Source organism: Gordonia sp. PP30 (assembly GCF_023100845.1).
GTDB lineage: Bacteria > Actinomycetota > Actinomycetes > Mycobacteriales > Mycobacteriaceae > Gordonia.
In genome coordinates this window covers 2,028,295-2,050,675 of sequence record NZ_CP095864.1, presented here as the reverse complement: position 1 = coordinate 2,050,675, position 22,381 = coordinate 2,028,295, and the positions used below count along the sequence as shown (strand labels likewise).

At 70.3% G+C, this 22,381-nt stretch carries 22 protein-coding genes; 6 read left to right on the top strand and 16 right to left on the bottom strand.

All coding sequences use genetic code 11. The annotated features are described in order from the left end of the window. Positions 1-7 precede the first annotated feature (7 nt). Both arc and MYK68_RS09380 read right to left on the bottom strand, forming a co-directional pair. Positions 8-1,699, bottom strand: a complete 1,692-nt coding sequence (gene arc, locus MYK68_RS09385; RefSeq protein ID WP_247867731.1) for a proteasome ATPase — start codon at positions 1,697-1,699, stop codon at positions 8-10. Between the two features lie 9 nt (positions 1,700-1,708). Next, a complete protein-coding gene (locus MYK68_RS09380) occupies positions 1,709-2,539 on the bottom strand; it encodes a tRNA (adenine-N1)-methyltransferase (protein ID WP_247867730.1) in 831 nt (276 codons plus the stop codon). Between the two features lie 361 nt (positions 2,540-2,900). Between MYK68_RS09380 and MYK68_RS09375 the strand changes: the two genes are divergently transcribed. After that, positions 2,901-3,770 carry a thioesterase family protein gene (locus MYK68_RS09375; protein ID WP_247867729.1) on the top strand — a complete coding sequence of 290 codons (870 nt, stop codon included), beginning with the start codon at positions 2,901-2,903 and terminating at the stop codon, positions 3,768-3,770. A gap of 22 nt (positions 3,771-3,792) precedes the next feature. Here the strand turns inward: MYK68_RS09375 and hisG are convergent, their stop codons facing one another. Together hisG and MYK68_RS09365 are read right to left on the bottom strand one after the other, a co-directional pair. Then, a complete protein-coding gene (gene hisG, locus MYK68_RS09370; protein ID WP_247867728.1) occupies positions 3,793-4,641 on the bottom strand; it encodes an ATP phosphoribosyltransferase in 849 nt (282 codons plus the stop codon). Positions 4,642-4,671: 30 nt separating this feature from the next. Then, entirely contained in the window at positions 4,672-4,935 is a 264-nt protein-coding gene (locus tag MYK68_RS09365; protein WP_247867727.1) for a phosphoribosyl-ATP diphosphatase, read from the bottom strand. Positions 4,936-5,089: 154 nt separating this feature from the next. On the opposite strand from MYK68_RS09365, the gene MYK68_RS09360 reads away from it, so the two are divergent. Together MYK68_RS09360 and MYK68_RS09355 are read left to right on the top strand one after the other, a co-directional pair. Then, the gene (locus MYK68_RS09360) at positions 5,090-5,842 is read left to right on the top strand and encodes a methyltransferase domain-containing protein (RefSeq protein ID WP_247867726.1); all 753 of its coding nucleotides are present in this window, start codon (positions 5,090-5,092) and stop codon (positions 5,840-5,842) included. Next, entirely contained in the window at positions 5,839-6,855 is a 1,017-nt protein-coding gene (locus MYK68_RS09355) for a polysaccharide deacetylase family protein (RefSeq protein WP_247867725.1), read from the top strand. Before MYK68_RS09360 ends, MYK68_RS09355 begins: the two co-directional genes overlap by 4 nt. Positions 6,856-6,862: 7 nt before the next feature. On the opposite strand, the gene MYK68_RS09350 is transcribed toward MYK68_RS09355, so the two are convergent. The 4 genes from MYK68_RS09350 to metH form a co-directional block, all read right to left on the bottom strand. After that, positions 6,863-7,555, bottom strand: a complete 693-nt coding sequence (locus tag MYK68_RS09350; RefSeq protein ID WP_247867724.1) for an HAD family hydrolase — start codon at positions 7,553-7,555, stop codon at positions 6,863-6,865. A 1-nt stretch (position 7,556) separates the two neighbouring features. After that, on the bottom strand, positions 7,557-8,648 hold the full coding sequence (locus MYK68_RS09345) for a DMT family transporter (RefSeq protein ID WP_247867723.1): 1,092 nt from the start codon (positions 8,646-8,648) through the stop codon (positions 7,557-7,559). A 102-nt stretch (positions 8,649-8,750) separates the two neighbouring features. Next, the gene (locus tag MYK68_RS09340) at positions 8,751-9,587 is read right to left on the bottom strand and encodes a DMT family transporter (protein WP_247867722.1); all 837 of its coding nucleotides are present in this window, start codon (positions 9,585-9,587) and stop codon (positions 8,751-8,753) included. Continuing rightward, entirely contained in the window at positions 9,584-13,168 is a 3,585-nt protein-coding gene (gene metH / locus MYK68_RS09335; protein ID WP_247867721.1) for a methionine synthase, read from the bottom strand. The genes MYK68_RS09340 and metH overlap by 4 nt, the downstream gene beginning before the upstream one ends. 62 nt (positions 13,169-13,230) lie before the next feature. Here metH and MYK68_RS09330 point away from each other — a divergent pair, with 62 nt between their 5' ends. Then, a complete protein-coding gene (locus MYK68_RS09330; RefSeq protein WP_247867720.1) occupies positions 13,231-14,103 on the top strand; it encodes a PAC2 family protein in 873 nt (290 codons plus the stop codon). A gap of 185 nt (positions 14,104-14,288) precedes the next feature. On the opposite strand, the gene MYK68_RS09325 is transcribed toward MYK68_RS09330, so the two are convergent. From MYK68_RS09325 to MYK68_RS09300, 6 genes are read right to left on the bottom strand one after another with little or no spacing between them, the layout of a single operon-like run. Then, complete coding sequence (locus MYK68_RS09325; protein ID WP_247867719.1) at positions 14,289-14,597, bottom strand: hypothetical protein; 309 nt, start codon at positions 14,595-14,597, stop codon at positions 14,289-14,291. A 7-nt stretch (positions 14,598-14,604) separates the two neighbouring features. After that, on the bottom strand, positions 14,605-15,861 hold the full coding sequence (mshC, locus tag MYK68_RS09320) for a cysteine--1-D-myo-inosityl 2-amino-2-deoxy-alpha-D-glucopyranoside ligase (RefSeq protein WP_247867718.1): 1,257 nt from the start codon (positions 15,859-15,861) through the stop codon (positions 14,605-14,607). A gap of 49 nt (positions 15,862-15,910) precedes the next feature. Next, positions 15,911-16,735 (bottom strand): SCO1664 family protein, encoded by an 825-nt coding sequence (locus MYK68_RS09315; RefSeq protein ID WP_247867717.1) that lies wholly within the window; start codon positions 16,733-16,735, stop codon positions 15,911-15,913. Positions 16,736-16,737: 2 nt separating this feature from the next. Continuing rightward, positions 16,738-17,445, bottom strand: a complete 708-nt coding sequence (locus MYK68_RS09310) for a DUF3090 domain-containing protein (RefSeq protein ID WP_247867716.1) — start codon at positions 17,443-17,445, stop codon at positions 16,738-16,740. A 15-nt stretch (positions 17,446-17,460) separates the two neighbouring features. Further along, positions 17,461-18,132, bottom strand: a complete 672-nt coding sequence (locus MYK68_RS09305; RefSeq protein WP_247867715.1) for an MSMEG_4193 family putative phosphomutase — start codon at positions 18,130-18,132, stop codon at positions 17,461-17,463. Between the two features lie 14 nt (positions 18,133-18,146). Next, positions 18,147-18,986, bottom strand: a complete 840-nt coding sequence (locus MYK68_RS09300; protein WP_502798312.1) for an undecaprenyl-diphosphate phosphatase — start codon at positions 18,984-18,986, stop codon at positions 18,147-18,149. Positions 18,987-19,144: 158 nt separating this feature from the next. On the opposite strand from MYK68_RS09300, the gene MYK68_RS09295 reads away from it, so the two are divergent. Together MYK68_RS09295 and MYK68_RS09290 are read left to right on the top strand one after the other, a co-directional pair. Then, positions 19,145-20,194, top strand: coding sequence for a hypothetical protein (locus MYK68_RS09295; RefSeq protein WP_247867714.1), 1,050 nt, complete (start codon positions 19,145-19,147; stop codon positions 20,192-20,194). Positions 20,195-20,204: 10 nt separating this feature from the next. Further along, positions 20,205-21,302 carry a quinone-dependent dihydroorotate dehydrogenase gene (locus MYK68_RS09290; RefSeq protein ID WP_247867713.1) on the top strand — a complete coding sequence of 366 codons (1,098 nt, stop codon included), beginning with the start codon at positions 20,205-20,207 and terminating at the stop codon, positions 21,300-21,302. Positions 21,303-21,310: 8 nt separating this feature from the next. Here the strand turns inward: MYK68_RS09290 and MYK68_RS09285 are convergent, their stop codons facing one another. Further along, complete coding sequence (locus tag MYK68_RS09285; RefSeq protein ID WP_247867712.1) at positions 21,311-21,880, bottom strand: ATPase; 570 nt, start codon at positions 21,878-21,880, stop codon at positions 21,311-21,313. Then, complete coding sequence (locus MYK68_RS09280) at positions 21,877-22,287, bottom strand: TA system antitoxin ParD family protein (RefSeq protein WP_247867711.1); 411 nt, start codon at positions 22,285-22,287, stop codon at positions 21,877-21,879. The genes MYK68_RS09285 and MYK68_RS09280 overlap by 4 nt, the downstream gene beginning before the upstream one ends. Between the last annotated feature and the right edge of the window lie 94 nt (positions 22,288-22,381).

Below are 22,381 nucleotides of genomic sequence, written 5' to 3'. Positions count from 1 at the left end.
GAACCGCCTAAAGGTACTGACCGGTGTTCGACTCGGTGTCGATCGCCCGCGACGCACCGTTGTTCTTGCCGGTGACCAGGGTCCGGATGTACACGATCCGCTCCCCCTTCTTGCCGGAGATCCGCGCCCAGTCGTCGGGGTTGGTGGTGTTCGGCAGGTCCTCGTTCTCGGCGAACTCGTCGAGGATGGAGTCGAGGAAGTGCCCGATCCGCAGGCCGCCGCGGCCGGTCTCCAGCTGTTCCTTGATGGCGAACTTCTTGGCCCGGTCCACGACGTTCTGGATCATCGCGCCGGAGTTGAAGTCCTTGAAGTACATGACCTCCTTGTCGCCGTTGGCGTAGGTCACCTCCAGGAACCGGTTGTCGTCGGTCTCGTCGTACATCCGCTCGACGACCCGCTCGATCATCGCGGAGACGCAGGCCTTGGCGTCGCCGCCGAATTCGGCGAGATCGTCCGGGTGGATCGGCAGCTCGGTGGTCAGGTACTTGGAGAAGATGTCGATCGCCGACTCGGCGTCGGGCCGCTCGATCTTGATCTTCACGTCCAGGCGGCCGGGCCGCAGGATGGCCGGGTCGATCATGTCCTCGCGGTTCGACGCACCGATCACGATGACGTTCTCCAGGCCCTCGACGCCGTCGATCTCGCTGAGCAGCTGCGGGACGACGGTGGTCTCCACGTCCGACGACACGCCCGATCCGCGGGTACGGAAGATCGAGTCCATCTCGTCGAAGAAGACGATCACCGGGGTACCCTCGGAGGCCTTCTCCCGGGCGCGCTGGAAGATCAGCCGGATGTGCCGCTCGGTCTCGCCGACGAACTTGTTGAGCAGTTCGGGGCCCTTGATGTTGAGGAAGTAGCTCTTGGCCTCGCGGACGTCGTCGCCGCGGGCCTCGGCGATCTTCTTGGCCAGCGAGTTGGCGACCGCCTTGGCGATGAGCGTCTTACCGCAGCCGGGCGGGCCGTACAGCAGGACGCCCTTGGGCGGGCGCAGCTCGTACTCGCGGAACAGTTCGGCGTGCAGGAACGGCAGTTCCACCGCGTCGCGGATCTGCTCGATCTGCCTGCGCAGACCGCCGATGTCCTCGTAGTCGACGTCCGGAACCTCTTCCAGGACCAGGTCTTCCACCTCGGCCTTGGGGATCCGCTCGAGGGCGAAACCGGCCTTGGAGTCGATCAGGAGCGAGTCGCCGGGGCGCAGCTTGCGCGCCGACTCGCCGCCGTCATCGGTGTGCACCAGCGTCGTCGCCAGGTGCACCACGCGCTCCTCGTCGGCGTGGCCGATGACGAGCGCCCGGCTGCCGTCGCCCAGCACCTCGCGGAGCGTGCCGATCTCGCCGACGGCGTCGTATCCGACCGCCTCGACGACGGTCAGCGCCTCGTTCAGGCGCAGGCCCTGCCCGCGATGCAGCTCCTGCGTCTCGATGTTGGGCGACACCGTCAGGCGCATCTTGCGGCCGGAGGTGAACACGTCGACGGTCTCGTCGTCGCAGACCTCCAGGAGCACGCCGAAACCGCTCGGCGGCTGGCCGAGCCGCTCGACCTCCTCGCGGAGCGCGATGAGCTGCTGACGCGCTTCCTTGAGCGTCTCCTGCAACTTCTCGTTGCGGAGCGTGAGCTTCTCGACGCGCTCGTTCAGCACCGCTGCTTCCGTGCCGCGGGCGGCACCTGGACGACTGGTCGGGCGGTCTGGCGAAGTCATACCTCCACTTTATCCGCGCGTCGGCCGACGCTGCACGCGCACGGTTTGCTGGCCGTCGGCGAGTCGTCGTGCGGTGATGAGGAACGCGGTGTGTCCCTGCATGCGGTGCTCGGGGCGCACCGCGAGGCCGACGGCGCTCCACTCGCGGACCATCGACTCCCAGGCCCGCGGCTCGGTCCAGCACTGCTGCTCACGCAGCGCCTCGACGACGCGGGACAGCTGGGTGACGGTGGCGACGTAGACGATCAGCACGCCGCCGGGACGCAGCGTCGCCTTGACCGTGTCGAGGGGTTCCCACGGCGCCACCATGTCGAGGATCATCCGGTCGGCCTGCTGCGCCGGGTCGTGATCGGCGAGGTCGCCGACGCGCAGCTCCCAGTTGTCCGGCTTGCCGCCGAGGAAGGTCTCGACGTTGCGGACCGCGTGCTCGGCGTGGTCCTCGCGGATCTCGTAGCTCAGTACGCTGCCCTCGGTGCCGACCGCGCGCAGCAGCGACAGGGTGAGGGCGCCCGAGCCGGCCCCGGCCTCGATCACCTTGGCGCCCGGGAAGATGTCCCCCTCGGCGACGATCTGCGCCGAGTCCTTGGGGTAGATCACCTGCGCGCCGCGCGGCATGGAGACCACGTAGTCGGTGAGCAGCGGCCGCAGCGCCAGATACTCGGTGCCGCTGGTCGCCGCGACGACGGTGCCCTCTTCGGCACCGATGAGGTCGTCGTGCGCGATCGCGCCGCGGTGGGTGTGGAACTGCTTGCCCTCCTCCAGCAGAACGGTGAACTTCCGTCCCTTGCCGTCGGTGAGCTGTACGCGGTCGCCTACGGCGAAAGGCCCGGTCGTCGCCATCGTGGTGAGGTGTCCTCTGCATGAATGCGGCCGCCGGCGTTCGGCGGCCGTCGATCCTCCCAGCCTAGATCGAGGGATTCGCGGCGATGTGACTGGTGTCGACGGAGGTCGAGGCCGTCCGTGAAACGCTGCGGCCGGCCCGACCACGATGGTCGGGGTCGGCGGAGGCTCGTCTGCTGTTCCGTGGTCGCTCAGCGACCACGGAACAGCAGGCTATCGTCGGGCGGCCGGGTCTCGACTCCGCTCGACCGGCAGGGAACCTCGCTCGACCGGCATGGACCGTTCTCAGCCGACATGGACCGTTCTCGACCGGCATGGGGCAAGTCGGAGGGCAGGACGAGACGTGTCCTAGAGTGCGGGCATGGCCGCAGATTCCACCTCCCCGACCGACCACGGCGCCTACTACCTTCCCCTCGCCGCGCCGGACGGTGACGATCCCGCCTACGACTACTTCCAGCCCACCCCGGCCACGGTCAGCGTGTGGTCGCCGAACATCCAGCACGGCGGACCGCCGACCGGACTGCTGGTGCGCGCCATGGAAGGCGTCGCCGATCCGGCGGACGGCCAGGCCGTCACCCGGGTGACCATGGAGATCCTCGGCGCGATCGGGCTCGACGTGAACCGGGTCCGCGCCTGGATCCCGCGGCCCGGGCGGCAGATCAGCCAGGTCGCGGCCGAACTGGAGGCCCGCCAGCCGGACGGGTCGTACCGGGTGGTCGGGCGCGCCGTCGCCTGGCGCCTGAAGGTCACCGACACCGCGGCCGTCGAGCGGCTGCCGCGCGAACCGTTGTCGCCGTCACCCGCCGACGTCCCGCACGCCATCGGGTTCCCCGAGGTCGACGGCGTCGCCGTGCCGTGGGGCCGCATCGGATTCATCGGCACCATCGAGGTGGCCGGGGCGCCCGGGCGCAACGAGCCGACCCCGGCGGTGTGGCTGCGGCCGCTGCTGCCGCTCGTCGCCGGGTCGCCGACCAGCCCGCTGGCCTCGGCGTTCACCGTGGTCGACGTCGCGAACGGCGTCGGTTCGACGATGAACCCGAGCGAGTGGTCGTGGATGAACACCGACACCACCGTGCACCTGACCGGACAGCCCACCGGCGAGTGGATCGGCATCGACTCGGCGATGGCGGCCGGTCGTGAGGGCTACGGCGCGAGCTTCGCCGAGCTGTACGACGAGCGCGGCTACCTCGGCCGGTCCGCGCAGACGGTGCTGCTGACCGAGCTGGGGTGACCGGCCGGTCCGGCCGGCCCCGTCAGAAGCGGCAGGAGCGGATGTCCGAGGCGAGGATGGCGCGGGCGCCGAGCTCGGAGAGCTCGTCCATCAGCTGCTGGTGGGTCTTGCGCGGGACCATCGCGCGGACGGCGAGCCAGTTGTCGTCGGCCATCGGCGAGATGGTCGGCGACTCCAGGCCGGGCGTCAGCGCGACCGCCATCTCGAGCAGCGGCTTGGGGCAGTCGTAGTCGATCATCACGTACTGCTGACCGAAGACCACGCCCTGCACGCGGGCGATGAACCGCTGCGCGGCCTTCGACGCGTCACCGGCGGCGCCGCCGCGGATGAGTACCGCCTCGGAGTCGCAGAGCGACTTCCCGAACGCGGCCAGGTCGTGCAGGCGGAGCGTGCGGCCGGAGCCGACGACGTCGGCGATGACATCGGCCACCCCGAGCTGGATCGAGATCTCCACCGCGCCGTCGAGCCGGATGATCTCCGCCTCCAGACCGCGGGCCGCGAGGTCGGCGCGCACGATGTTCGGGTACGACGTCGCGATACGCTTGCCCGCGAGGTCGTCGACCGTCCACGACTGGTCCTTCGGCGCGGCGTAGCGGAAGGTGGACGCCCCGAAACCGAGCGACACCTCTTCGATCACCTGCACACCGGAGTCGGCGGCCAGGTCGCGGCCGGTGATGCCGAGGTCGAGTTGCCCGGCGGCCACGTAGATGGCGACGTCACGCGGGCGCAGGAAGTAGAACTCGACGTCATTCGCGACATCGAGGACGGTCAGATCCTTCGGATCCGAACGCTTGCGGTAGCCGGCCTCGGCGAGGATTCCGACGGCGGCTTCGGACAGGGCGCCCTTGTTGGGCACGGCGACGCGCAGCATGGCGAGGCTTTCTGGTGAGTGCTGGTGGGTTCAGAGGTAGCGGTAGATGTCCGCGGGCGTCAGGCCCCGCTTGATCATCATCACCTGCAGCCAGTAGACGAGCTGGCTCATCTCCTCGGCGAGGGAGTCGTCGGACTCGTGCTCGGCGGCCAGCCAGACCTCACCGGCCTCCTCGATGATCTTCTTGCCGAGGGTATGGACGCCCTTGTCGAGCGCGGCGACGGTGCCGCTCCCCTCGGGGCGGGTCGCCGCCTTCTCGGTCAGCTCGGCGAAGAGGTCGTCAAAGGTTTTCACGGTTACCCATTTTCGCACGACGCCGTCCGCCGCCACCGGCCGAGCCCGCCCGGCTCGGCCACCGACGGCCCGGGAGTCCGCGAAGGGCTCCGTATATTCGGTTAGGCTACCCTTCTCAATTGCGACATTCAGCGAATACCAAGGGAGTTCACAGGTGACACGACTGCGGGACCGCCGCACCATGCTGGCGAAGGCGATCCTCGGCGAGGACCGATACCGGCGGGCGATCACCGGCTACACGCGGAGCCGTCAGCGGCCCCGGGTGGGCGGAGTGGATTTCGGGGATCTCCGCCGCACCGAACCGGTGTGCCGCGAGTTCGGGAATCTGCGCGGCCGGCCGCTCGACCGCTACTACATCGAGAACTTCCTCGCCGGCAGCGGGCCGCTGATCACCGGCGCAGTCCTCGAGGTCGGCGAACGCACCTACACCGAACGATTCGGGCATGGCGTCACCCGGTCCGACATGTGCCATGTCGAAGACGTCCCCGGCGCCACCCACATCGCCGATCTGACCGACGCACCGGGCATCCCGGACGGCTCGTACGACTGCGTGATCATCACCCAGACCCTGCAGTTCATCTACGACGTCCAGGCCGCCGTCGCGACCCTGCACCGGATCGTCAAGCCCGGCGGGACGGTGCTGTGCACGCTGCCCGGTATCAGCCACCTCGGCGACCCCCACTGGGGGCCGTCGTGGTTCTGGAACTTCACCGTGCCGTCCGCGGACCGCCTCTTCGGCGACGAATTCGGCGCCGGGAACGTCACCACGCGGACCCACGGAAACGTCCTCACCGCGACCGCGTTCCTGCAGGGCCTGGCCGTCGGAGAACTGACGGACGCGGAGATGGACACGACCGATCCCGAGTACCCGGTGATCATCACCGTGCGCGCGAGACGGCCTCGATGATCGGGCCGCGCGCCCGGCGCCTCGGCGACCGGACTCGCCGCTACCGCCGGCGGTCGGGCATCCTGATGTACCACTGCATCACCGAGGCCTCCCACGACCCGTGGGGCATCTGCGTCTCGCCGCGGGCGTTCGATGAGCAGATGTCCGTCCTGGCCGGCCGGCGAGTCGCGGCCGACCTCGGGGTGCTGACCGACGACGCGTCGTACACCCGCGCCGGGTCGCCGATCGCCGTCACCTTCGACGACGGATACGCCGACAACCTCCTCGCCGCCCTGCCGGTGCTGGAGCGGCACGACATTCCGGTGACGGTGTTCGTGATCGGCGACGCGATCGGGCGCACTCGGGACTTCTGGTGGGACGCCCTCGATCGGGCGATCGTCTCGTCGCCGCGTCTCCCGGCCGAACTGGACTTCCCCTTCGGCGACGGCCCGCGCCGATTCGTGCTCGGCGACGCCCCGGGCACCGCCGAGGAGAACCGCGGCTGGCGCGCCGACCGTGAGCCGCCGCGGAACGCCAGGCAACTTCTGTTCCGCACCCTCTGGGACCTCATCGTCGTGCTCGAACCCGCGGCGCAGGACGACGCGGTGGATCACCTGCTCGCCTGGGCGGAATGCCGGCCCGCACGGCCGGCCGAGCGGCCCGCGCTGACCGAGGCGCAGCTGGACACGCTGCTCGCCCACCCCCTGATCACGATCGGCAGCCACACCCTCGATCACGTCTCGCTCACCGATCTGCCGCCGGAACAGCAGGGCAGACAGATCGCCCGCGGCCGGGCGCGCATGGAGGAGTACACCGGCGCGCCCGTCACCCGGTTCTCCTATCCCTACGGCCGCCTGAACGCCTCGGCCCGCCGGGCCGTCGCGGCGGCCGGGATCGAACTGGCATGCACCAGCGCGGCACTGCCGGCCGTGCGCGGCGACGACCCGCTCGCGCTGCCCCGCCTTCAGGTCACCGACTGCGACGGCGACGGCTTCGCGCGGTGGCTGCGCGAGGAGCACCGCCTGGCGGTGTGACGCGTGGTCAGCGGGCCGCGGCGAAGACCGCGGCGAGGTCGTCGAGGGTCAGCCCGGCGAGGGTCTCGCGGAAGGCCCGGCGGCTCGCCCGCGGGACCGGCACCTGCGAGGGCACGACGAGAGTCGGGATGCCCGCGGCGTGCGCGGCGGCGGCACCGGTCGGCGAGTCCTCGATCGCCAGGCACCGGTGCGGGTGGGCACCGGCCAGTTCCGCGGCGCGCAGGTACACGTCGGGCGCGGGTTTGCCGACCGCCACCTCGTCGCCGCAGACCGTCGCGAGGAAGCGGCCGGCGCCGATGGTGGTGATCGCGACGTCGGCGATCTCCCGCTGCGTGTTGGTGACCAGCAGCATCGGGATCCCGGCGGCGGCGACCAGGTCGATGGTCTCCCGCGCCCCCGGTCGCCAGGGCAGTTCCCGATCGAACAGGTCGACCACGTAGTCGATCATCCACGCCTCGTCGGCGGCGAAGTCGCGGCCCGATTCGGGCAGGTGCGCGGCGTCGTACACCTTGGTCAGCGCGTCGACGGCGTTGTTGCCGAGGGTGGCCTCGCGCAGCTGCGCCGTCATCTCGATGCCGTGTCTGCGGGCGAGGGCCTCCATCGCCTCGTCCCAGATCGGCTCGGTGTCGAGCAGGGTGCCGTCCATATCCCACAGGACCGCGTCGGGCAGAGCCGGCGACGGAGTGCGCGCGCCGGTCATGTCAGACGTTTCCGGGATCGGGTTCGGATGCCTCGCGGACGGCTTCCTCGTAGGCGGCGGCCTTGCGCGCCGCGCGTCGTTCGGCCTTCTCCTTGGCCGCCTTGGCCTCGGCGAGACGTTCCTCGGGCGTGATCGCCTTCTTGTACGCCGGCTTCGGCGGGGAGGATGCGACGGCGCCGCCGTTCTCCGGCGCCGGAGCACCGAGGCGGCCGAGCGCGAAGGTGGCCAGCCACATCACGATCAGCGAGACGACCACCGCCACGTCGCCCGCCTTCTCCACGCGCAGATGCTCCTCGTAGATGGTCAGGCCGAGCGCCATGGCGACCATCGGCTTCATCACGGTCACCGTCGGCAACGACGTCTGCACGTCACCGGCCTGGTAGCTGGACTGCTGCCAGAGGGTACCGAGGGTCGCGGTGATCGCCATCGCCCAGAACTCCCACGACGAGAGACCGCCGACGAACGCGTCACCGAGCCCGCTGAAGAAGCCGTGGCCGTTCTTGTAGCCCTCGGAGAAGGCGTCGATACCGGTCTTGGTGAACGGCGCGGTGTAGCCGAGCAGCAGACCCGCGGCGATCGCCAGCACCAGCGATCGCAGGCTGCCGTGCGGCATCCGCCGGGCGCCCAGGATGCAGACCGTCACCACCACGACGAGGAACGCGATCGGGAAGATCCAGGAGCGCAGGGCCGGCTGCTGGATGCCGCTGGACGGCTCACCGAGAACCAGGAAGACCACCAGCGAGGCGATGAGCAGCGCCGCCCACGCCCATTCGGCGGGCTTGAGTTTGCGCTTGTTGACGAAGGCGGCGAGCGGCAGGGCGAACAGCAACGAGCTGACCAGCAACGGCTGGACCAGCAGCAGGCTGCCGACGGCGAGCGCCGCGGCCTGGAAGATGAACCCGGCGATGTCGGCGGAGATACCGGCCACCCAGACCTTGCGCTTCATCAGGGTGGCGAAGAAACCCAGCCCCATCGCGTTCTCGTCGCTGACCCCCTCGGTCCCCTGCTGCTGCAGCACCGCGGCGACCGCGAACAGCAGCGAGGCGACCAGCGACAGTATGACCGCCACCACGTCCATCCAATGCAAGTGCACGTCCCGCTCTCCCCTTCTCACCTGGCGTTCTCGCCGGGCGGTCGTTCGGTAACCCTACGCAATCCGCCCATCGTTCGCGCGCATCGGCCCGATAGTCCGGACCTATTCGCGGCGGGCGAGAGCGATGGTCGCGACGACCATGGCCGCCACGGCCACGACGACCGCCACATCGCCGCCCCGGCCGCCCAGTCGCTCGTGGTAGAGCGTGAGACCGAGCGCGGTCGCGACCACCGGCTCGGCCACCGTGACCGTCGGCAGCGAGGTCTGCACGCTGCCGGCCTGATAACTGGACTGCTGCCAGAGGGCGCCGAGCGCGACGGTGACGATCATCGCCCACAGTTCCCAGGTCGTCAGCCCGGCCACGATGCCCCGGCCGAAGGCATCCATCGCCGTCTTGGTGAGCGGCGCGGCGTAGCCGAGCAGCACGCCGGCACCCAGCGCAAGCACGAACGAGCGGGCGGCGCCCCGCCGCATCCGCGCACCGCCGCCGATGCACACCGCGACGACCGCCACCAGAACCACCAGCGGCACGATCCAGGCCGTGAAGGACGGCCGCGTGATCCCGCCGCGCGGTTCACCGAGCAGCAGGAAGACCACGAGCGCCACGATCAGGACACCCGCCCACGACCACTCGGCGGCGTTCAGGCGCCGCTTGCGTGTCCAGGCCGCCAGCGGCAGCGCGAACAGCAGCGTGGTGACCAGCAGCGGCTGCACCAGCAGCAGACTGCCGACCGCGAGCGCCCCGGCCTGCGCGCCGAACCCCGCCGCATCCGCCGCCACCCCGGCGAGCCACACGCGGCGCCGGACCAGTTGCGCGACGAATCCGGCCCCGAGCGCGGCGTCGTCGTCGATGCCCTCGGTGCCGCGATGCTGCAGCACCGCCGCCACCGCGAACAGGGCCGCGGCCAGCAGCGACAGCCCGACGGCAAGCCCGGTCACGTGTTGAAGTACTTGGCCTCGGGATGGTGCAGGACGAACGCGTCGGTCGACTGCTCCGGATGCAGCTGCAACTCCTCGGACAATTCGACGCCGATGCGGCCCGGTTCCAGGAGGTCGATCATCTTGGCGCGATCCTCCAGGTCCGGGCACGCGCCGTAGCCGAAGGAGTAGCGCGCGCCGCGGTACTCCAGGTCGAAGAAGCCCTGCGCGGCGTCGGGGTCGTCGTCGGCGGCACTGCCCGCAGCGAACCGCAGTTCGCTGCGCACCCGCTGATGCCAGTACTCGGCCAGCGCCTCGGTCAGCTGCACGCCGATGCCGTGCACCTCCAGGTAGTCCCGGTAGGAGTCGCCGGCGAACAGTTCGTTCGCGAAATCGGCGATCGGGGTGCCCATGGTGACCAGCTGGAACGGCAGCACGTCGACCCGGCCGGTGGCGATCGCCTGCTCCCGCGAGGCGAGGAAGTCGGCGATGCACAGGAAGCGCGGACGCTGCTGGCGCGGGAAGGTGAAGCTGTGCCGGACGGGCGCGTCCGGGCGCGGCTCGGTGAGCACATGCACGGTGTCGCCCTCACTGACCGCCGGGAAGTAACCGTAGACGACGGCGGCGTGCGCCAGGATCCCCTCGGTGGAGAGCCGGTCCAGCCAGTACCGCAGACGCGGGCGCCCCTCGGTCTCGACGAGTTCGTCGTAGTCGGGTCCCTCGGTGCCGCGGGTGCCGCGCAGCCCCCACTGCCCGAGGAAGAGCGCGCGCTCGTCGAGCATGGTGGAGTAGTCGGCCACCGGGATGCCCTTGACGATGCGGGTACCCCAGAACGGCGGCGTCGGGATCTCGTTGTCGGCGGCGACGTCGGACCGGGCCGGCACCTCGACCGGCACCTCGGCGGCCTTGCGCTTCTCGGCGATGCGCTTGGACCGTTCACGGCGGGCCTTGCGCTCGGCGACCTTGGCCGCCGCGGCCTTGGCCTCCTCGCTGTCCGGGTCGGGTCCTTCGCCGCGCTTGATCGCCATCAGCTCGTCCATCAGGGTGAGACCCTCGAAGGCGTCGCGGGCGTAGCGGACGTCGCCGTCGTAGACGTCGGCGAGGTCGCCCTCGACATACGTCCTGGTCAGCGCGGCGCCGCCGAGGAGAACGGGGATCTCGCTCTTGCCGCGGGCGTTCATCTCCTCCAGGTTCTCCTTCATCACCACCGTCGACTTGACCAGCAGGCCGGACATGCCGATCACGTCGGCGCCGGACTCCTCGGCCGCCGACAGGATGGTGGCGATGGGCTGCTTGATGCCGATGTTGACGACGTCGTAGCCGTTGTTGCTCAGGATGATGTCGACGAGGTTCTTGCCGATGTCGTGGACGTCGCCCTTGACGGTGGCCAGCACGATGCGGCCCTTGCCGTCCTCGTCGGTGGCCTCCATGAACTGCTCCAGATGCGCGACGGAGGCCTTCATCACCTCTGCCGATTGCAGCACGAAGGGCAGCTGCATCTGGCCGGAGCCGAACAGCTCGCCGACGGTCTTCATCCCGGCCAGCAGGTGGTCGTTGATGATCGCCAGCGGCGGGACCTGGGCGCGGGCCTCGTCGAGGTCCTCGATCAGGCCGTTGCGGTCACCGTCGACGATGCGCGCCTGCAGGCGCTCGAACAGCGGCATCGCGGCCAGTTCGGCGGCCCGCGACTCGCGCGCCGAGGCCGCCGAGACGCCCTCGAACAGCTCCATCAGCCGTTGCAGCGGGTCGTAACCCTCGCGACGCCGGTCGTAGACCAGATCGAGCGCCACCTCGCGCTGCTCGTCGGGGATGCGGGCCATCGGCAGGATCTTCGACGCGTGCACGATCGCGGTGTCGAGCCCGGCCTGCACGCACTCGTGCAGGAACACCGAGTTGAGCACCTGCCGCGCCGCCGGGTTGAGGCCGAACGAGATGTTCGAGATGCCGAGCGTGAAGTGGATCTGCGGATACGTCTCGTGCAGCCGCCGGATCGCCTCGATGGTCTCGATGCCGTCGCGCCGCACCTCCTCCTGACCGGTGGAGATCGGGAAGGTGAGGGCATCGATGATGATGTCCTCCTCTTCCAGGCCCCAGTTCTCGATGAGGTCGGTGATCAGCCGCTCGGCGATCGCCACCTTGTGGTCGGCGGTGCGGGCCTGGCCCTCCTCGTCGATGGTCAGGGCGACGACGGCGGCACCGTGCTCGCTGACGTGCTCCATGATCCGGGTGAATCGGGAGTCCGGGCCGTCGCCGTCCTCGTAGTTCACCGAGTTCACCGCGCAGCGGCCGCCGAGGTGTTCCAGTCCGGCCCGGATCACGTCCGGCTCGGTGGAGTCGATCATGATCGGCAGGGTCGACGCGGTCGCCAGCCGGGACGCCAGCGCGGTCATGTCGAGGGCACCGTCGCGGCCCACGTAGTCGACGTTCAGGTCGAGCATGTGCGCACCGTCGCGCGTCTGCTCCTTGGCCGTCTCCAGGCAGGTCTGGTAGTCCTCGGCGATCATCGCCTCGCGGAACGCCTTGGAACCGTTGGAGTTGGTGCGTTCGGCGATCACCAGGAAGCTGGCGTCCTGATCGAACGGCACCGCCGAGTACAGCGACGACGTCTCCGACTCGTGTTCCACGCGGCGCGGCGCCGGGGTCACCTTCGCGACCTCCTCGGCGACCCGGCGGATGTGCTCGGGGGTGCTGCCGCAGCAGCCGCCGACGAACTGCAGACCGAACTCGGCGACGAAACCGGACAGCGCGGTGGCCATCTCGTCCGCCCCCAGCGGGTACTCGGCGCCGTTCGGGCCGAGCACCGGCAGGCCGGCGTTGGGCATCACCGAGACCGGCAGCCGGGACCGCTTGGACAGGTAGCGCAGGTGCTCGCTCATCTCGGCCGGGCCGGTCGCGCAGTTCAGCCCGACCATGTCGACGCCGAGCGGTTCGATGGCCGCCAGCGCCGCGCCGATCTCCGAGCCGACCAGCATGGTGCCGGTCGTCTCGACGGTGACGTGGGTGATGATCGGCAGGTGCCGGCCGAGCTGCTGCATCGCCCGGCGGGCCGCGACGACGGCGGCCTTGAGTTGCAGCAGGTCCTGGCAGGTCTCGATGAGGATGGCGTCGGCGCCGCCGTCGAGCATGCCGAGCACGCACTCGAGGTACGCGTCGCGGATCACGCCGTAGGTGGTGTGGCCGAGGCTGGGAAGTTTGGTGCCCGGGCCGATGGAGCCGAGCACGTACCGGTCGGTGCCGTCGGCGGACGGGCCCATCTCGTCGGCCACGCCGCGGGCGATCGACGTGCCCTTGAAGGCGAGCTCGCGGATGCGGTCAGCGATGTCGTAGTCGCCGAGGTTCGACAGGTTGCAGCCGAAGGTGTTGGTCTCCACCGCGTCGGCGCCGGCCTCGAAATAGCGCCGGTGGATGTCGGCGAGGACATCGGGCCGGGTGTCGTTCAGGATCTCGTTGCAGCCCTCGAGGCCGCAGAAGTCGCCGTCGACCGACAGGTCCGCCGCCTGGAGCATGGTTCCCATCGCGCCGTCGCCGATCAGTACCCGCCGCGACATGGCCTGCAGGAAGGTCGTGTCGTAGCGGGTGGGGTCGGGAGGAGCGATAGGCATGCCCACCAGGTTAGTTCCCGGTTGGTTCGCCCCGAAATCCGCGCGACCGTAGGCTGGTGTGCGTGAGCCCACAGATCCCCGATCACCTGCCCGAACTGCGCCGGCCGGTGCTGATCGCGGCGTTCGGCGGCTGGAACGACGCCGGCGACGCGGCGTCCGCCGCGATCGAGCATCTGTCGCTGACCTGGGATGCGACCGAGCTGTACGACATCGACCCCGACGACTACTACGACTACCAGTCCTCACGGCCGATCGTGACGCTGCGCGACGGGGTCACGCGGCGGCTGGAATGGCCGTCCACCGGGATCTCGTACTGCCGGCTCCCGCACGCCGACCGCGACCTGATCCTGGTGCTCGGTCTGGAACCGAATCTGCGCTGGCGCAGCTTCTGCCAGGAGATCGTCAACCTCGCGGTGATCATGGAGGTGGAGACGGTCGTGACGCTGGGCGCGCTGCTGGCCGACACCCCGCACACCCGGCCGGTCCCGATCAGCGGCTCGGCGCCGACCGCGGAGGCGGCCGAGCGGTACGGCCTGCAGGAATCGAAGTACGAGGGGCCGACCGGCATCACCGGGGTGCTCCAGGATGCGTTCATCCAGGCCGGGGTGCCCGCCGTCGCGCTGTGGGCGTCGGTACCGCACTACATCGGCCACCCGCCGAACCCGAAGGCGACGCTGGCCCTGCTCACCCGGCTGCAAGACCTCCTGGACCTGTCGATCCCGCTCGGTGTCCTGCCCGACCAGGCCGCGCAGTGGGAACAGACCATCTCCGAGATGACCCTCGAGGACGACGAGATGGCCGGCTACGTCCACGAGCTGGAGGAACGCGAGGACGCCGACCGCGCCGAGGCCGCCGCCGAGCTCACCGAGGTGGACGGCGACACGCTCGCCGCGGAGTTCGAGAAGTACCTGCGCCGCCGCCACCCCGGCGACTGACGGTCCGTCGTGCCGGCGTCGTTTCGACAAGGCCTCGGCTAGCGCCTCGTCCGGCTCAACGGGCTATCCAAGCACCTCGACCGGCGAGGCGGGCTGTCCAAGCACCTCGACCGGCGGGCGGCTGTCCACCGCCCCCTGAGCCGCCGGCGAACGAAGTGAGTCGGCGTGTCGAAGGGTCCGCGTACCTACCCGATGCGTTCGATCTCGATCACCGGGGTGGTGATGCGCCAGGTGCGCACGTCGGGGTCGTCGACGGCGCTGACCCAGAACTGCGCGGGTTCACCGACCCGGCAGGTACGCACTTCGAGGAGCGGGATGTCTTCGGAGTCGCGGCGCAGGGCGCTGACCTCCCACGACTCGTCGTCGTGCCGTCCGATGCCGGGAGCGCGCAGCAGGGTCATCTCGTCGAGGTCGATCACATAGGTCGAGGTGTGCGTCACCACGGTGAACACCCCGGTGGCGGCGCTGCCTGGAATCTGCTTCACCCGAGTCATGCGGCGCCTATCCGGCCTGCGGAGCCCGCAGATCCACCCCGAGCAGCGCGTCGACGACACCGGCGATCCGGTCCGGCGCCTCCGTCGACGACCCGAGACCGGCGAGCGCGTCGCCCGCCCAGGCGTCGAGGGCGTCGAGGGCCTTCGGGGTGTCGAGGTCGTTCGCGAGGTGCGCGCGAACCCGCTCGACGGTGGCCTCCGCGTCCGGACCGGTCGGCAGCGCGACCGCGCGGCGCCAGCGGTCGAGCCGCGCGACGCCCTCGTCGAGGGTGGCGGCGGTCCACATCCGGTCGGCGCGGTAGTGCCCGGAGAGCAGGCCGAGGCGGACCGCGGCGGGGTCGACGCCCTCGGCGCGCAGCACGGACACCTTGACCAGGTTGCCGAGGCTCTTGGACATCTTCTCGCCGTCGAGCCCGATCATGCCGGTGTGCACGTAGTGCCGGGCGAAGCGGCGCTGACCGGCGAGGGCCTCGCCGTGCGCCGCGGAGTACTCGTGGTGCGGGAAGATCAGGTCGCTGCCGCCGCCCTGGATGTCGAAGGCCTCGCCGAGCCGGTTCAGCGCGATCACCGAACACTCGATGTGCCAGCCGGGGCGGCCGGGCCCGAACGGCGCCTCCCACGACGGCTCCCCCGGCCGCGCGGCGCGCCAGAGCAGCGCGTCGATCGGGTCGCGCTTGCCGGGCCGGTCCGGGTCACCGCCGCGCTCGGCGAAGAAGCGTTCCATCGTCGCCCGGTCGTAGTTCGACTCGTATCCGAAGACGCCGGTCGCATCGGCGCGGAAGTACACGTCCGGGTACTCGGCGTCGTCCACGACGTAGGCCGCCCCGGACTCCAGGAGCTTGCCGACGGCGTCGATCACCTCGTCGACCGACTCCATCGCGCCGATGTAATCGCGCGGCGGGAGCACCCGCAGCGCGGTCATGTCGGCGCGGAACAATTCGATCTCGCCGCTGCCGAGATCACGCCAGTCGATGCCGTCGCGGGCGGCCCGCTCGAACAACGGATCGTCGACGTCGGTGATGTTCTGGACGTAGTGCACGTCGTGTCCCTGATCGCGCAGCACCCGGTTCACCGTGTCGAACGCGAGGTAGGTCGCGGCGTGCCCGAGATGGGTCGCGTCGTAGGGCGTGATGCCGCAGACGTACATGGTGGCGACACGGCCCGGCGCGACCGGCTTGACCTGGGCATCCGAGGTGTCGTAGAGACGCAGCGCGGGACCGCTGCCGGCGATCTCGGGGACGGTGGGCGACGGCCAGGAGTGCATAACCCAAGACTCTAGCGACCGGTCCCGGCGGCCGGCCGAAGGGTGGCCGTCAGAACGGCGGCCAGGGGATCGCCCGCTGCCCGGGCGGGCGCGGCAGCGTCTGGCCCGCGGCGAGTGCGGCGACGCGCTCGGCGAGGGCCTGATACTCCTCCCCGGTGATGAGTCCGCACAGACTCGCCGCGAAGGTCGTGTCACCGGCGAGGCGGTCGCTCAGCATCGCCAGGTCGGCGCGCAGCGGCTCGGCCGCCGGCTCGCCGGCCCAGCCCCACAGCATGGTCCGCAGTTTGGGTTCGGTGTGCAGGGTGAGGCCGTGGTCGATCCCGTAGAGGCGGCCGTCGCCATCGACCAGGATGTGCCCGCCCTTGCGGTCGGCGTTGTTCAGCACGGCGTCGAGCACGGCGAGCCGGTGCAGCTGCTCGGTGGTGGCGTGGGCCACCGCGATCACCGTGCCGTCGTCCTCGTGGGCACGCAGGACCGGCAGGTAGTCGTCGGGGACGGCGTTCGCCGGGAACACCTCGACCGGCTCCGGGTGCGGCGGCTCGTCGGGCTGGTCGATCCAGGCTTGCAGCATGCCGGGACCGAATTCGGCGCCGGGCGGCCCCTCCTCGCGCAGCACGGTCTCCGGGATCAGATCCCAGCCGAGGGCGGCGTCGATCAGCCGTGCGGCCACCTCTCGCCCGGCGAGGGTACCGTCCGGGAAGTCCCACAGCGGCGTCTCCCCACGGACCGGCTTGTAGACGCAGCGGACGACGGTGCCGCCGCGCGCGGCCTCACAGACCAGGGTGAGGTTGCTGGCCGACGGGATCTGGCCCAGGAGTGACAGCTCGCCCTCGAGGAGCTGCCGCCGCAGACCGGCCGGAGCGGGATCGGTCACGCTCAAGGCCGATCATCGTCGTCGGAGTCGTCCGCGTCGTCGTCGGCCGGGTTCTCGTCGTCGTCGACCTCGAAGGTCGCGTCAATCCCCGGCACCAGCCGGCCGAGCATGGCGAGGACGTCGGGATCGACGAACTCCAGCGACCGGCTGAACTCGGCACCGCGGTGATAGCCGTTGCTGCGGGCACAGATGTGGCCCGCGGCGTCGAGCGGCTGATGGCAGAGCGGGCAGAGCGGACGTCCGGCGGCGACCACCTTCATCGATCGCGCGGAGAACTCGCGGGCGGCCTCGGCGGTGAGGAAGACCCGGACGGTGTCCGGCCCCTCGGCGGTGTCGTCGAGGATCACCGTCTCGTCGATCGGCTCCTCGGTCACCGCCAGCAGTTCGACGACGACGGCCGACGCCTCGGCATCCCAGCCCAGCCCCATGGAACCGACGTGGAACTCGGCGTCGATCGGCATCGCCAGCGGCGAGGTATCGGCCACCGACGACGACTCCGGCGGCACCCGGGTGCCGAAGCGGCGCGCCACCTCGTCGAGCAGATAGCCGAGCCGGTCGGCGAGAATCATCACCTGCTGCTTCTCGATCTGCACGCTCACCGTCTCCGGACCGGCCGTGACCTGCAGGAAGAAGGTGCGGTCACCGGGCTGGCCGACCGTGCCGGCCACGAAGCGCTCGGGTTCGCGGAATTCGTGGATGTTGCGGGACATCGTCTCCCTCGTCCTTCAGGTACCGGTGGATCCGCCGACCGCGGCGGCCTGCGCGGGCCGCGGAAGCGGGGTCAGGACTCCATTGTTGTTCACCGTGTGCACATATGGGCGGGCGGCCGCGTAGTGGATCACACTGATCGACGCCGGGTCGACCACGATCCGCTGGAACGCGTCCAGGTGCATGCCGAGCGCATCGGCCAGGATCGCTTTGAGCACATCGCCGTGGCTGCACAGCACCCACAGGCCGTGCCCGTCCTCACCGCCGTGCCGCCGGTCGAGTTCCCGGACCGCGGCCGTCGCCCGCTGGGAGACCGCGGAGAGCCCTTCCCCGCCCGGGAAGACGGCGGCCGACGGATGGGTCTGCACCGTCTTCCAGAGCGGTTCGGCGAGCAGTTCTTTCAGCGGCCGGTTGCTCCAGTCGCCGTAGTCCACCTCGACGAAGCGGTCGTCGACCAGTTCGGGGACCTCGCCGAGCGCACCGACGAGCGGGGCGACGGTCTCGGCGCACCGCTGCAACGGTGAGCGGACCACGGCGCGGACGTCGCCGGTGACCGCGGCGAGTCGTTCGGTGAGGGCGGCGGCCTGCGCGGCCCCCTTCTCGTCGAGCCCGATCCCGGGGGTGCGGCCGGCGAGCACTCCGGACGTGTTGGCCGTCGAACGCCCGTGCCGCAGCAGGATCACCGTCATGAAGGAAAGCCTAGTCAGGTCGCCGCGACGGTACCGGTGATCAGCAGCCCGAGCACCGCGCTGCCCAGTAGCACGCGGTAGAGGGCGAACCAGTCCATCGAGTGGTGGCTGACGAACTTCAGCAGCCAGGCGATCGAGGCGTAGCCCAGGACGAAGGCGATCACCGTCGCGAGCACGATCTGCCCGCCGGAGGCCTGCAATCCGTCGCTGGACGGCGAGAACGCGTCCTTGAGGCTGTACAGGCCCGACCCGAGCACGGCCGGAATGGCGATCAGGAACGAGAACCGGAACGCGGCCTCGCGGTTGAGGCCGCAGAACAGACCGGCGCTGGCGGTCGCACCCGACCGGGAGACGCCCGGGATCAGCGCGAGACACTGCGCCACACCCATCACGATCGCGTCGCGGGTGGTCAGCTTCTCCAGGCCGCGCCGCTGGGTGGCGTACGCCTCGGCGGCGAGGAACACGAACGAGAACACGATCAGCATGATGGAGATGAGCCACAGGTTGCGGCCGGCGGTCCGGATCTGATCGGTGAACACGAAGCCGAGGATCACGATCGGGATGGTCGCGAGGATCACGTACCAGCCCACCCGATAGTCCAGGCCGCGCCGCTCCTTGTTCGTCAGCCCGGCGAACCACGCCACGATGATGCGCCAGATGTCCTTGGCGAAGTACAGCAGCACGGCCAGTTCGGTGCCCAGCTGGCTGACCGCCGTGAACGACGCGCCGGCGTCGTCGTGGAACCACAGCTGCGACACGATCCGCATGTGCGCGGACGAGGAGATCGGCAGGAATTCGGTCAGCCCCTGGACGGCGCCGAGAACGATGGACTGCATCCAGGTCATGTCGGTCACGAGGCCACACCCTACCGGGCGGCCGCGGCGGCGGCGCGGTCCAGCCTGAGCGGACGCTTAACCGCCGGCGGACCCGCTCCATCCCGTCGGCCGGGCCCCACCCGTCGAAACCCAACCCCACCGCACTGTGACCTATGTCGTTCGCGCAAGATGGATTCATGCGCGCCCGAACCCGAGTCACCGCGGCGGCCACGGCCCTGGTGATGGCCGTCACCCTGTCTGCCTGCGGCTCCAGCAAGTCCGATCTGAGCGACGACGACGGCGCCGGTGACGTGGCGACCGTCGCGCCGGCCACCCCGGCCGGTTCGCCGCCGCAGGCCGCACAGCTGCCCGGCACGGTGATCCCGGCGGCGCCGGGGACCGCACTCGCCCAGGCCGGCAGCACGCTGGCGATCCTCGGTACGGACGGCACGGTGACCCTGCACACCGCGCCCGGCGCGCAGGACACCCCGCCGCCGCGCCCCGTCGATCTGCCCGCGACCACCGCGCTGATCGGCGACGGCGACGGCTTCCTGGCCGCCGCGCCCGGACAGATCGTCCGTATCGCGCCGGGTGGCGCGGTGACGAGGGTCGCCGAGGTGAAGGGCCACGTCCTCTCCCTGGCCGTCGCGAACGACGGCCGGATCCTGGCCGGTACCGACGACGGCCGGCTGCTGGTCCTGGCGCGCGACGGGAAAGTACAGCGGGACATCCACAAGTTCGTCCGCGTGGATCAGATCCTGGTGGCGCCCAAGGGATCCGGCGTCGCCGGCCAGGTCAGCGTCATCGACCGCGCGCAGTCGTCGATCACCCCGGTCGGTATCGACGACGGCGACATCAAGGCGGCGCTGCGGGCCGGGAACGGTGTCACCGACGCCGTCGTCGACCGGTACGGCCGGGTGGTCGCGTCGAACACCCGCGACGACGAACTCCTCGGCTTCTACGGCGCCCCGATCGTGATGCGCTTCCGTTTCCCGGTCGCACCGAGCCCGTACGCGCTGGCCTACGACGAGTCCGCGAACCTGCTGTGGGTCTCGACCACCGGCAACAACGCCGCCATCGCCTACGACCTCGCGACCGGCGAGCCGCGCGAGCGGGCCCGCATCGGGACGGTCGGTCAGGTGGGCGCCCTCGCGGTCGACGCGGGCAGCGGCATGCTGTACCTGATCTCCGCACGCGGCGACGGCCTCCAGGTGGTGCCTCGGTCCGCCGTCGACACCCACGGATAGGAGCACCGCGATGCTGTCCACCCTGAATCGGTTCCTGTACCCGCCGCTGCTGCGGCTGATGTTCCTGGTGCCGCCCGAGCGGATCCACCGCCTCATCGCGCGTCTGCTGCGGTTCGCGGGTGCGGCGCCGGGTGTCCGCAACCTGGTGGCGGCGCTGTTCGCGCCGCGCGACGAGATCCTGCGCTCCACCGTCTTCGGCGTGGACTTCCCCTCCCCGATCGGCCTGGCAGCGGGCTTCGACAAGTCCGCCGAGGCGGTGAACGTCTGGGGTCAGCTGGGATTCGGCTACGCCGAGATCGGCACCATCACCGGGCAGAGTCAGCCGGGCAATCCGCAGCCGCGGCTGTTCCGGCTGCCCGCCGACAAGGCGCTGATCAACCGGATGGGCTTCAACAATCCGGGGGCGGCCGCCGCGGCGGAGAAGCTCGCCGAGCCGCGGCCCGGTCCGCGCCGCGTCCCGATCGGCGCGAACATCGGCAAGACCAAGGTGGTGCCCGTCGACGACGCGATCGGCGACTACCGGATCAGCGCCCGGCTCCTCGGCCCGCTCGCCGACTTCGTGGTGGTCAACGTCAGCTCCCCCAACACCCCCGGTCTGCGCGACCTGCAGGCCGTCGAATCGCTGCGCCCGATCCTCGCCGCGGTGCAGGAGGTCACGACGGTGCCGGTGCTGGTGAAGATCGCCCCCGACCTCTCCGACGACGACGTCGACGCGGTGGCCGACCTGGCACTGGAGCTCGGCCTGGCGGGGATCGTCGCGACCAACACCACCATCTCCCGCGCCGGCCTGCGGACCCCGGCCGGTGAGGTCGAGGCGATCGGCGCCGGCGGCCTGTCCGGCCCGCCGGTCAAGGCCCGGTCGCTGGAGGTGCTGCGCCGCCTGCACGCCCGCGTCGGCGGCCGGGTGGCCCTGATCAGCGTCGGCGGCATCGAGACCGTCGACGACGCCTGGGAGCGCATCCGCGCCGGCGCCAGTCTGTTGCAGGTCTACACCGGCTTCATCTACGGCGGCCCGGTGTGGCTGAAGGAGCTGAACGACGGTGTGGCGCAGCGCCTCCGCGCCGGCGGCTTCGGATCTCTGTCGGACGCCGTCGGCTCCGGCGTCTGAGACCGGCGTCAGATCGACCGCAGCGCGTCCGGAGCCCAGTCGGGCCACCGCGGCGGCGACAGCGGGATACCCGATCGGTATTCACCGACCAGGGACATGTGATTCGCCGAGTTGTCGTAGACATACGCCTGATCGGCCATCCCGACGGCGATCGCCACATTGTCCCACAGCCGCCGGTACCGACCGCGAATCTTGTCCTCCGGCACACTATGACCGCCAGCGGCCACCCGGCGACCAACTCGCTGCACCGCGGTGTCTTCCGGAACCATCACGACGTGCAGTACGACGCGAAAGCCGCTGTGCTGGGCTCGGGTGAGAAGTTTCAGCTTCGAGGGGTGCGAGAACACGGTCTCAGCGATGAAGGATCGCCGAGCCACCAGCAGTTCGTCCCGCACGGCCTCGGCCCGACCGGCCGCCTCGTACGAGTGGCCTTCGGGATCGTCCGGGTACACCAGCGCGGCGATCTCATCCGCGTTGACGAACGGGCTCCGCGGCAATCGCCTCGACAGGACTTCACGCACCAGACTCGATTTTCCCGCACCATTGCACCCGACTACCAGGTCGAGGCGCGGATTCACCGAGAGCGGGTTCCGTTCACGGTGGTTCCGACATAGATCCGCTCACCACTCGCGGAGGTGAGAAACACCCGATCGTCCGCATCGGTTTCGTACGTCCCGATGGTGGTCGGCGCTTGGCGCTCCGGCGCCGCGAAATCGACCGCGGCCAGGTCCTCCTCCACCCGGGCCATCAACTCGGCGTCGAAGATCCTCGAAGCGGTGTCCCCCAGGTCCTCGACGGGTCGCCTGCCTTCCAGCGCGGCCCGGGCCTCGATGAAGGACGGACTGGTCTCGGCGGCGAACCGCCGCCCGAAACGGGCCCAATGCTCCAACTGCTGCCGAACGGACCGGTTCTGGGCACGAGACTCCTGCGCGGCCTCGTCGTACAGATCGGCCGAGAATCGGGTTACTCGATCGGCGACGGACATCAGGACCTCCTCGAACCATGCGTAGCACTCTGCTACGACAGTCTACGCCTGCGCGGAGCCGGGCGCGGCTGCCGGAGAATCGCCTCCTGTCCCG

Excerpts from the sequence above, each read along its gene's own strand:
- mshC (WP_247867718.1), bottom strand. The coding sequence starts at position 15,861 with ATGCACTCCTGGCCGTCGCCCACCGTCCCCGAGATCGCCGGCAGCGGT.
- arc (WP_247867731.1), bottom strand. The coding sequence starts at position 1,699 with ATGACTTCGCCAGACCGCCCGACCAGTCGTCCAGGTGCCGCCCGCGGC.
- hisG (WP_247867728.1), bottom strand. The coding sequence starts at position 4,641 with ATGCTGCGCGTCGCCGTGCCCAACAAGGGCGCCCTGTCCGAAGCCGCC.
- MYK68_RS09355 (WP_247867725.1), top strand. The coding sequence starts at position 5,839 with ATGATCGGGCCGCGCGCCCGGCGCCTCGGCGACCGGACTCGCCGCTAC.
- MYK68_RS09350 (WP_247867724.1), bottom strand. The coding sequence starts at position 7,555 with ATGACCGGCGCGCGCACTCCGTCGCCGGCTCTGCCCGACGCGGTCCTG.
- MYK68_RS09325 (WP_247867719.1), bottom strand. The coding sequence starts at position 14,597 with ATGACTCGGGTGAAGCAGATTCCAGGCAGCGCCGCCACCGGGGTGTTC.
- MYK68_RS09305 (WP_247867715.1), bottom strand. The coding sequence starts at position 18,132 with ATGACGGTGATCCTGCTGCGGCACGGGCGTTCGACGGCCAACACGTCC.
- MYK68_RS09375 (WP_247867729.1), top strand. The coding sequence starts at position 2,901 with ATGGCCGCAGATTCCACCTCCCCGACCGACCACGGCGCCTACTACCTT.
- MYK68_RS09310 (WP_247867716.1), bottom strand. The coding sequence starts at position 17,445 with ATGTCCCGCAACATCCACGAATTCCGCGAACCCGAGCGCTTCGTGGCC.
- MYK68_RS09280 (WP_247867711.1), bottom strand. The coding sequence starts at position 22,287 with ATGTCCGTCGCCGATCGAGTAACCCGATTCTCGGCCGATCTGTACGAC.
- MYK68_RS09295 (WP_247867714.1), top strand. The coding sequence starts at position 19,145 with ATGCGCGCCCGAACCCGAGTCACCGCGGCGGCCACGGCCCTGGTGATG.
- MYK68_RS09290 (WP_247867713.1), top strand. The coding sequence starts at position 20,205 with ATGCTGTCCACCCTGAATCGGTTCCTGTACCCGCCGCTGCTGCGGCTG.
- MYK68_RS09380 (WP_247867730.1), bottom strand. The coding sequence starts at position 2,539 with ATGGCGACGACCGGGCCTTTCGCCGTAGGCGACCGCGTACAGCTCACC.
- metH (WP_247867721.1), bottom strand. The coding sequence starts at position 13,168 with ATGCCTATCGCTCCTCCCGACCCCACCCGCTACGACACGACCTTCCTG.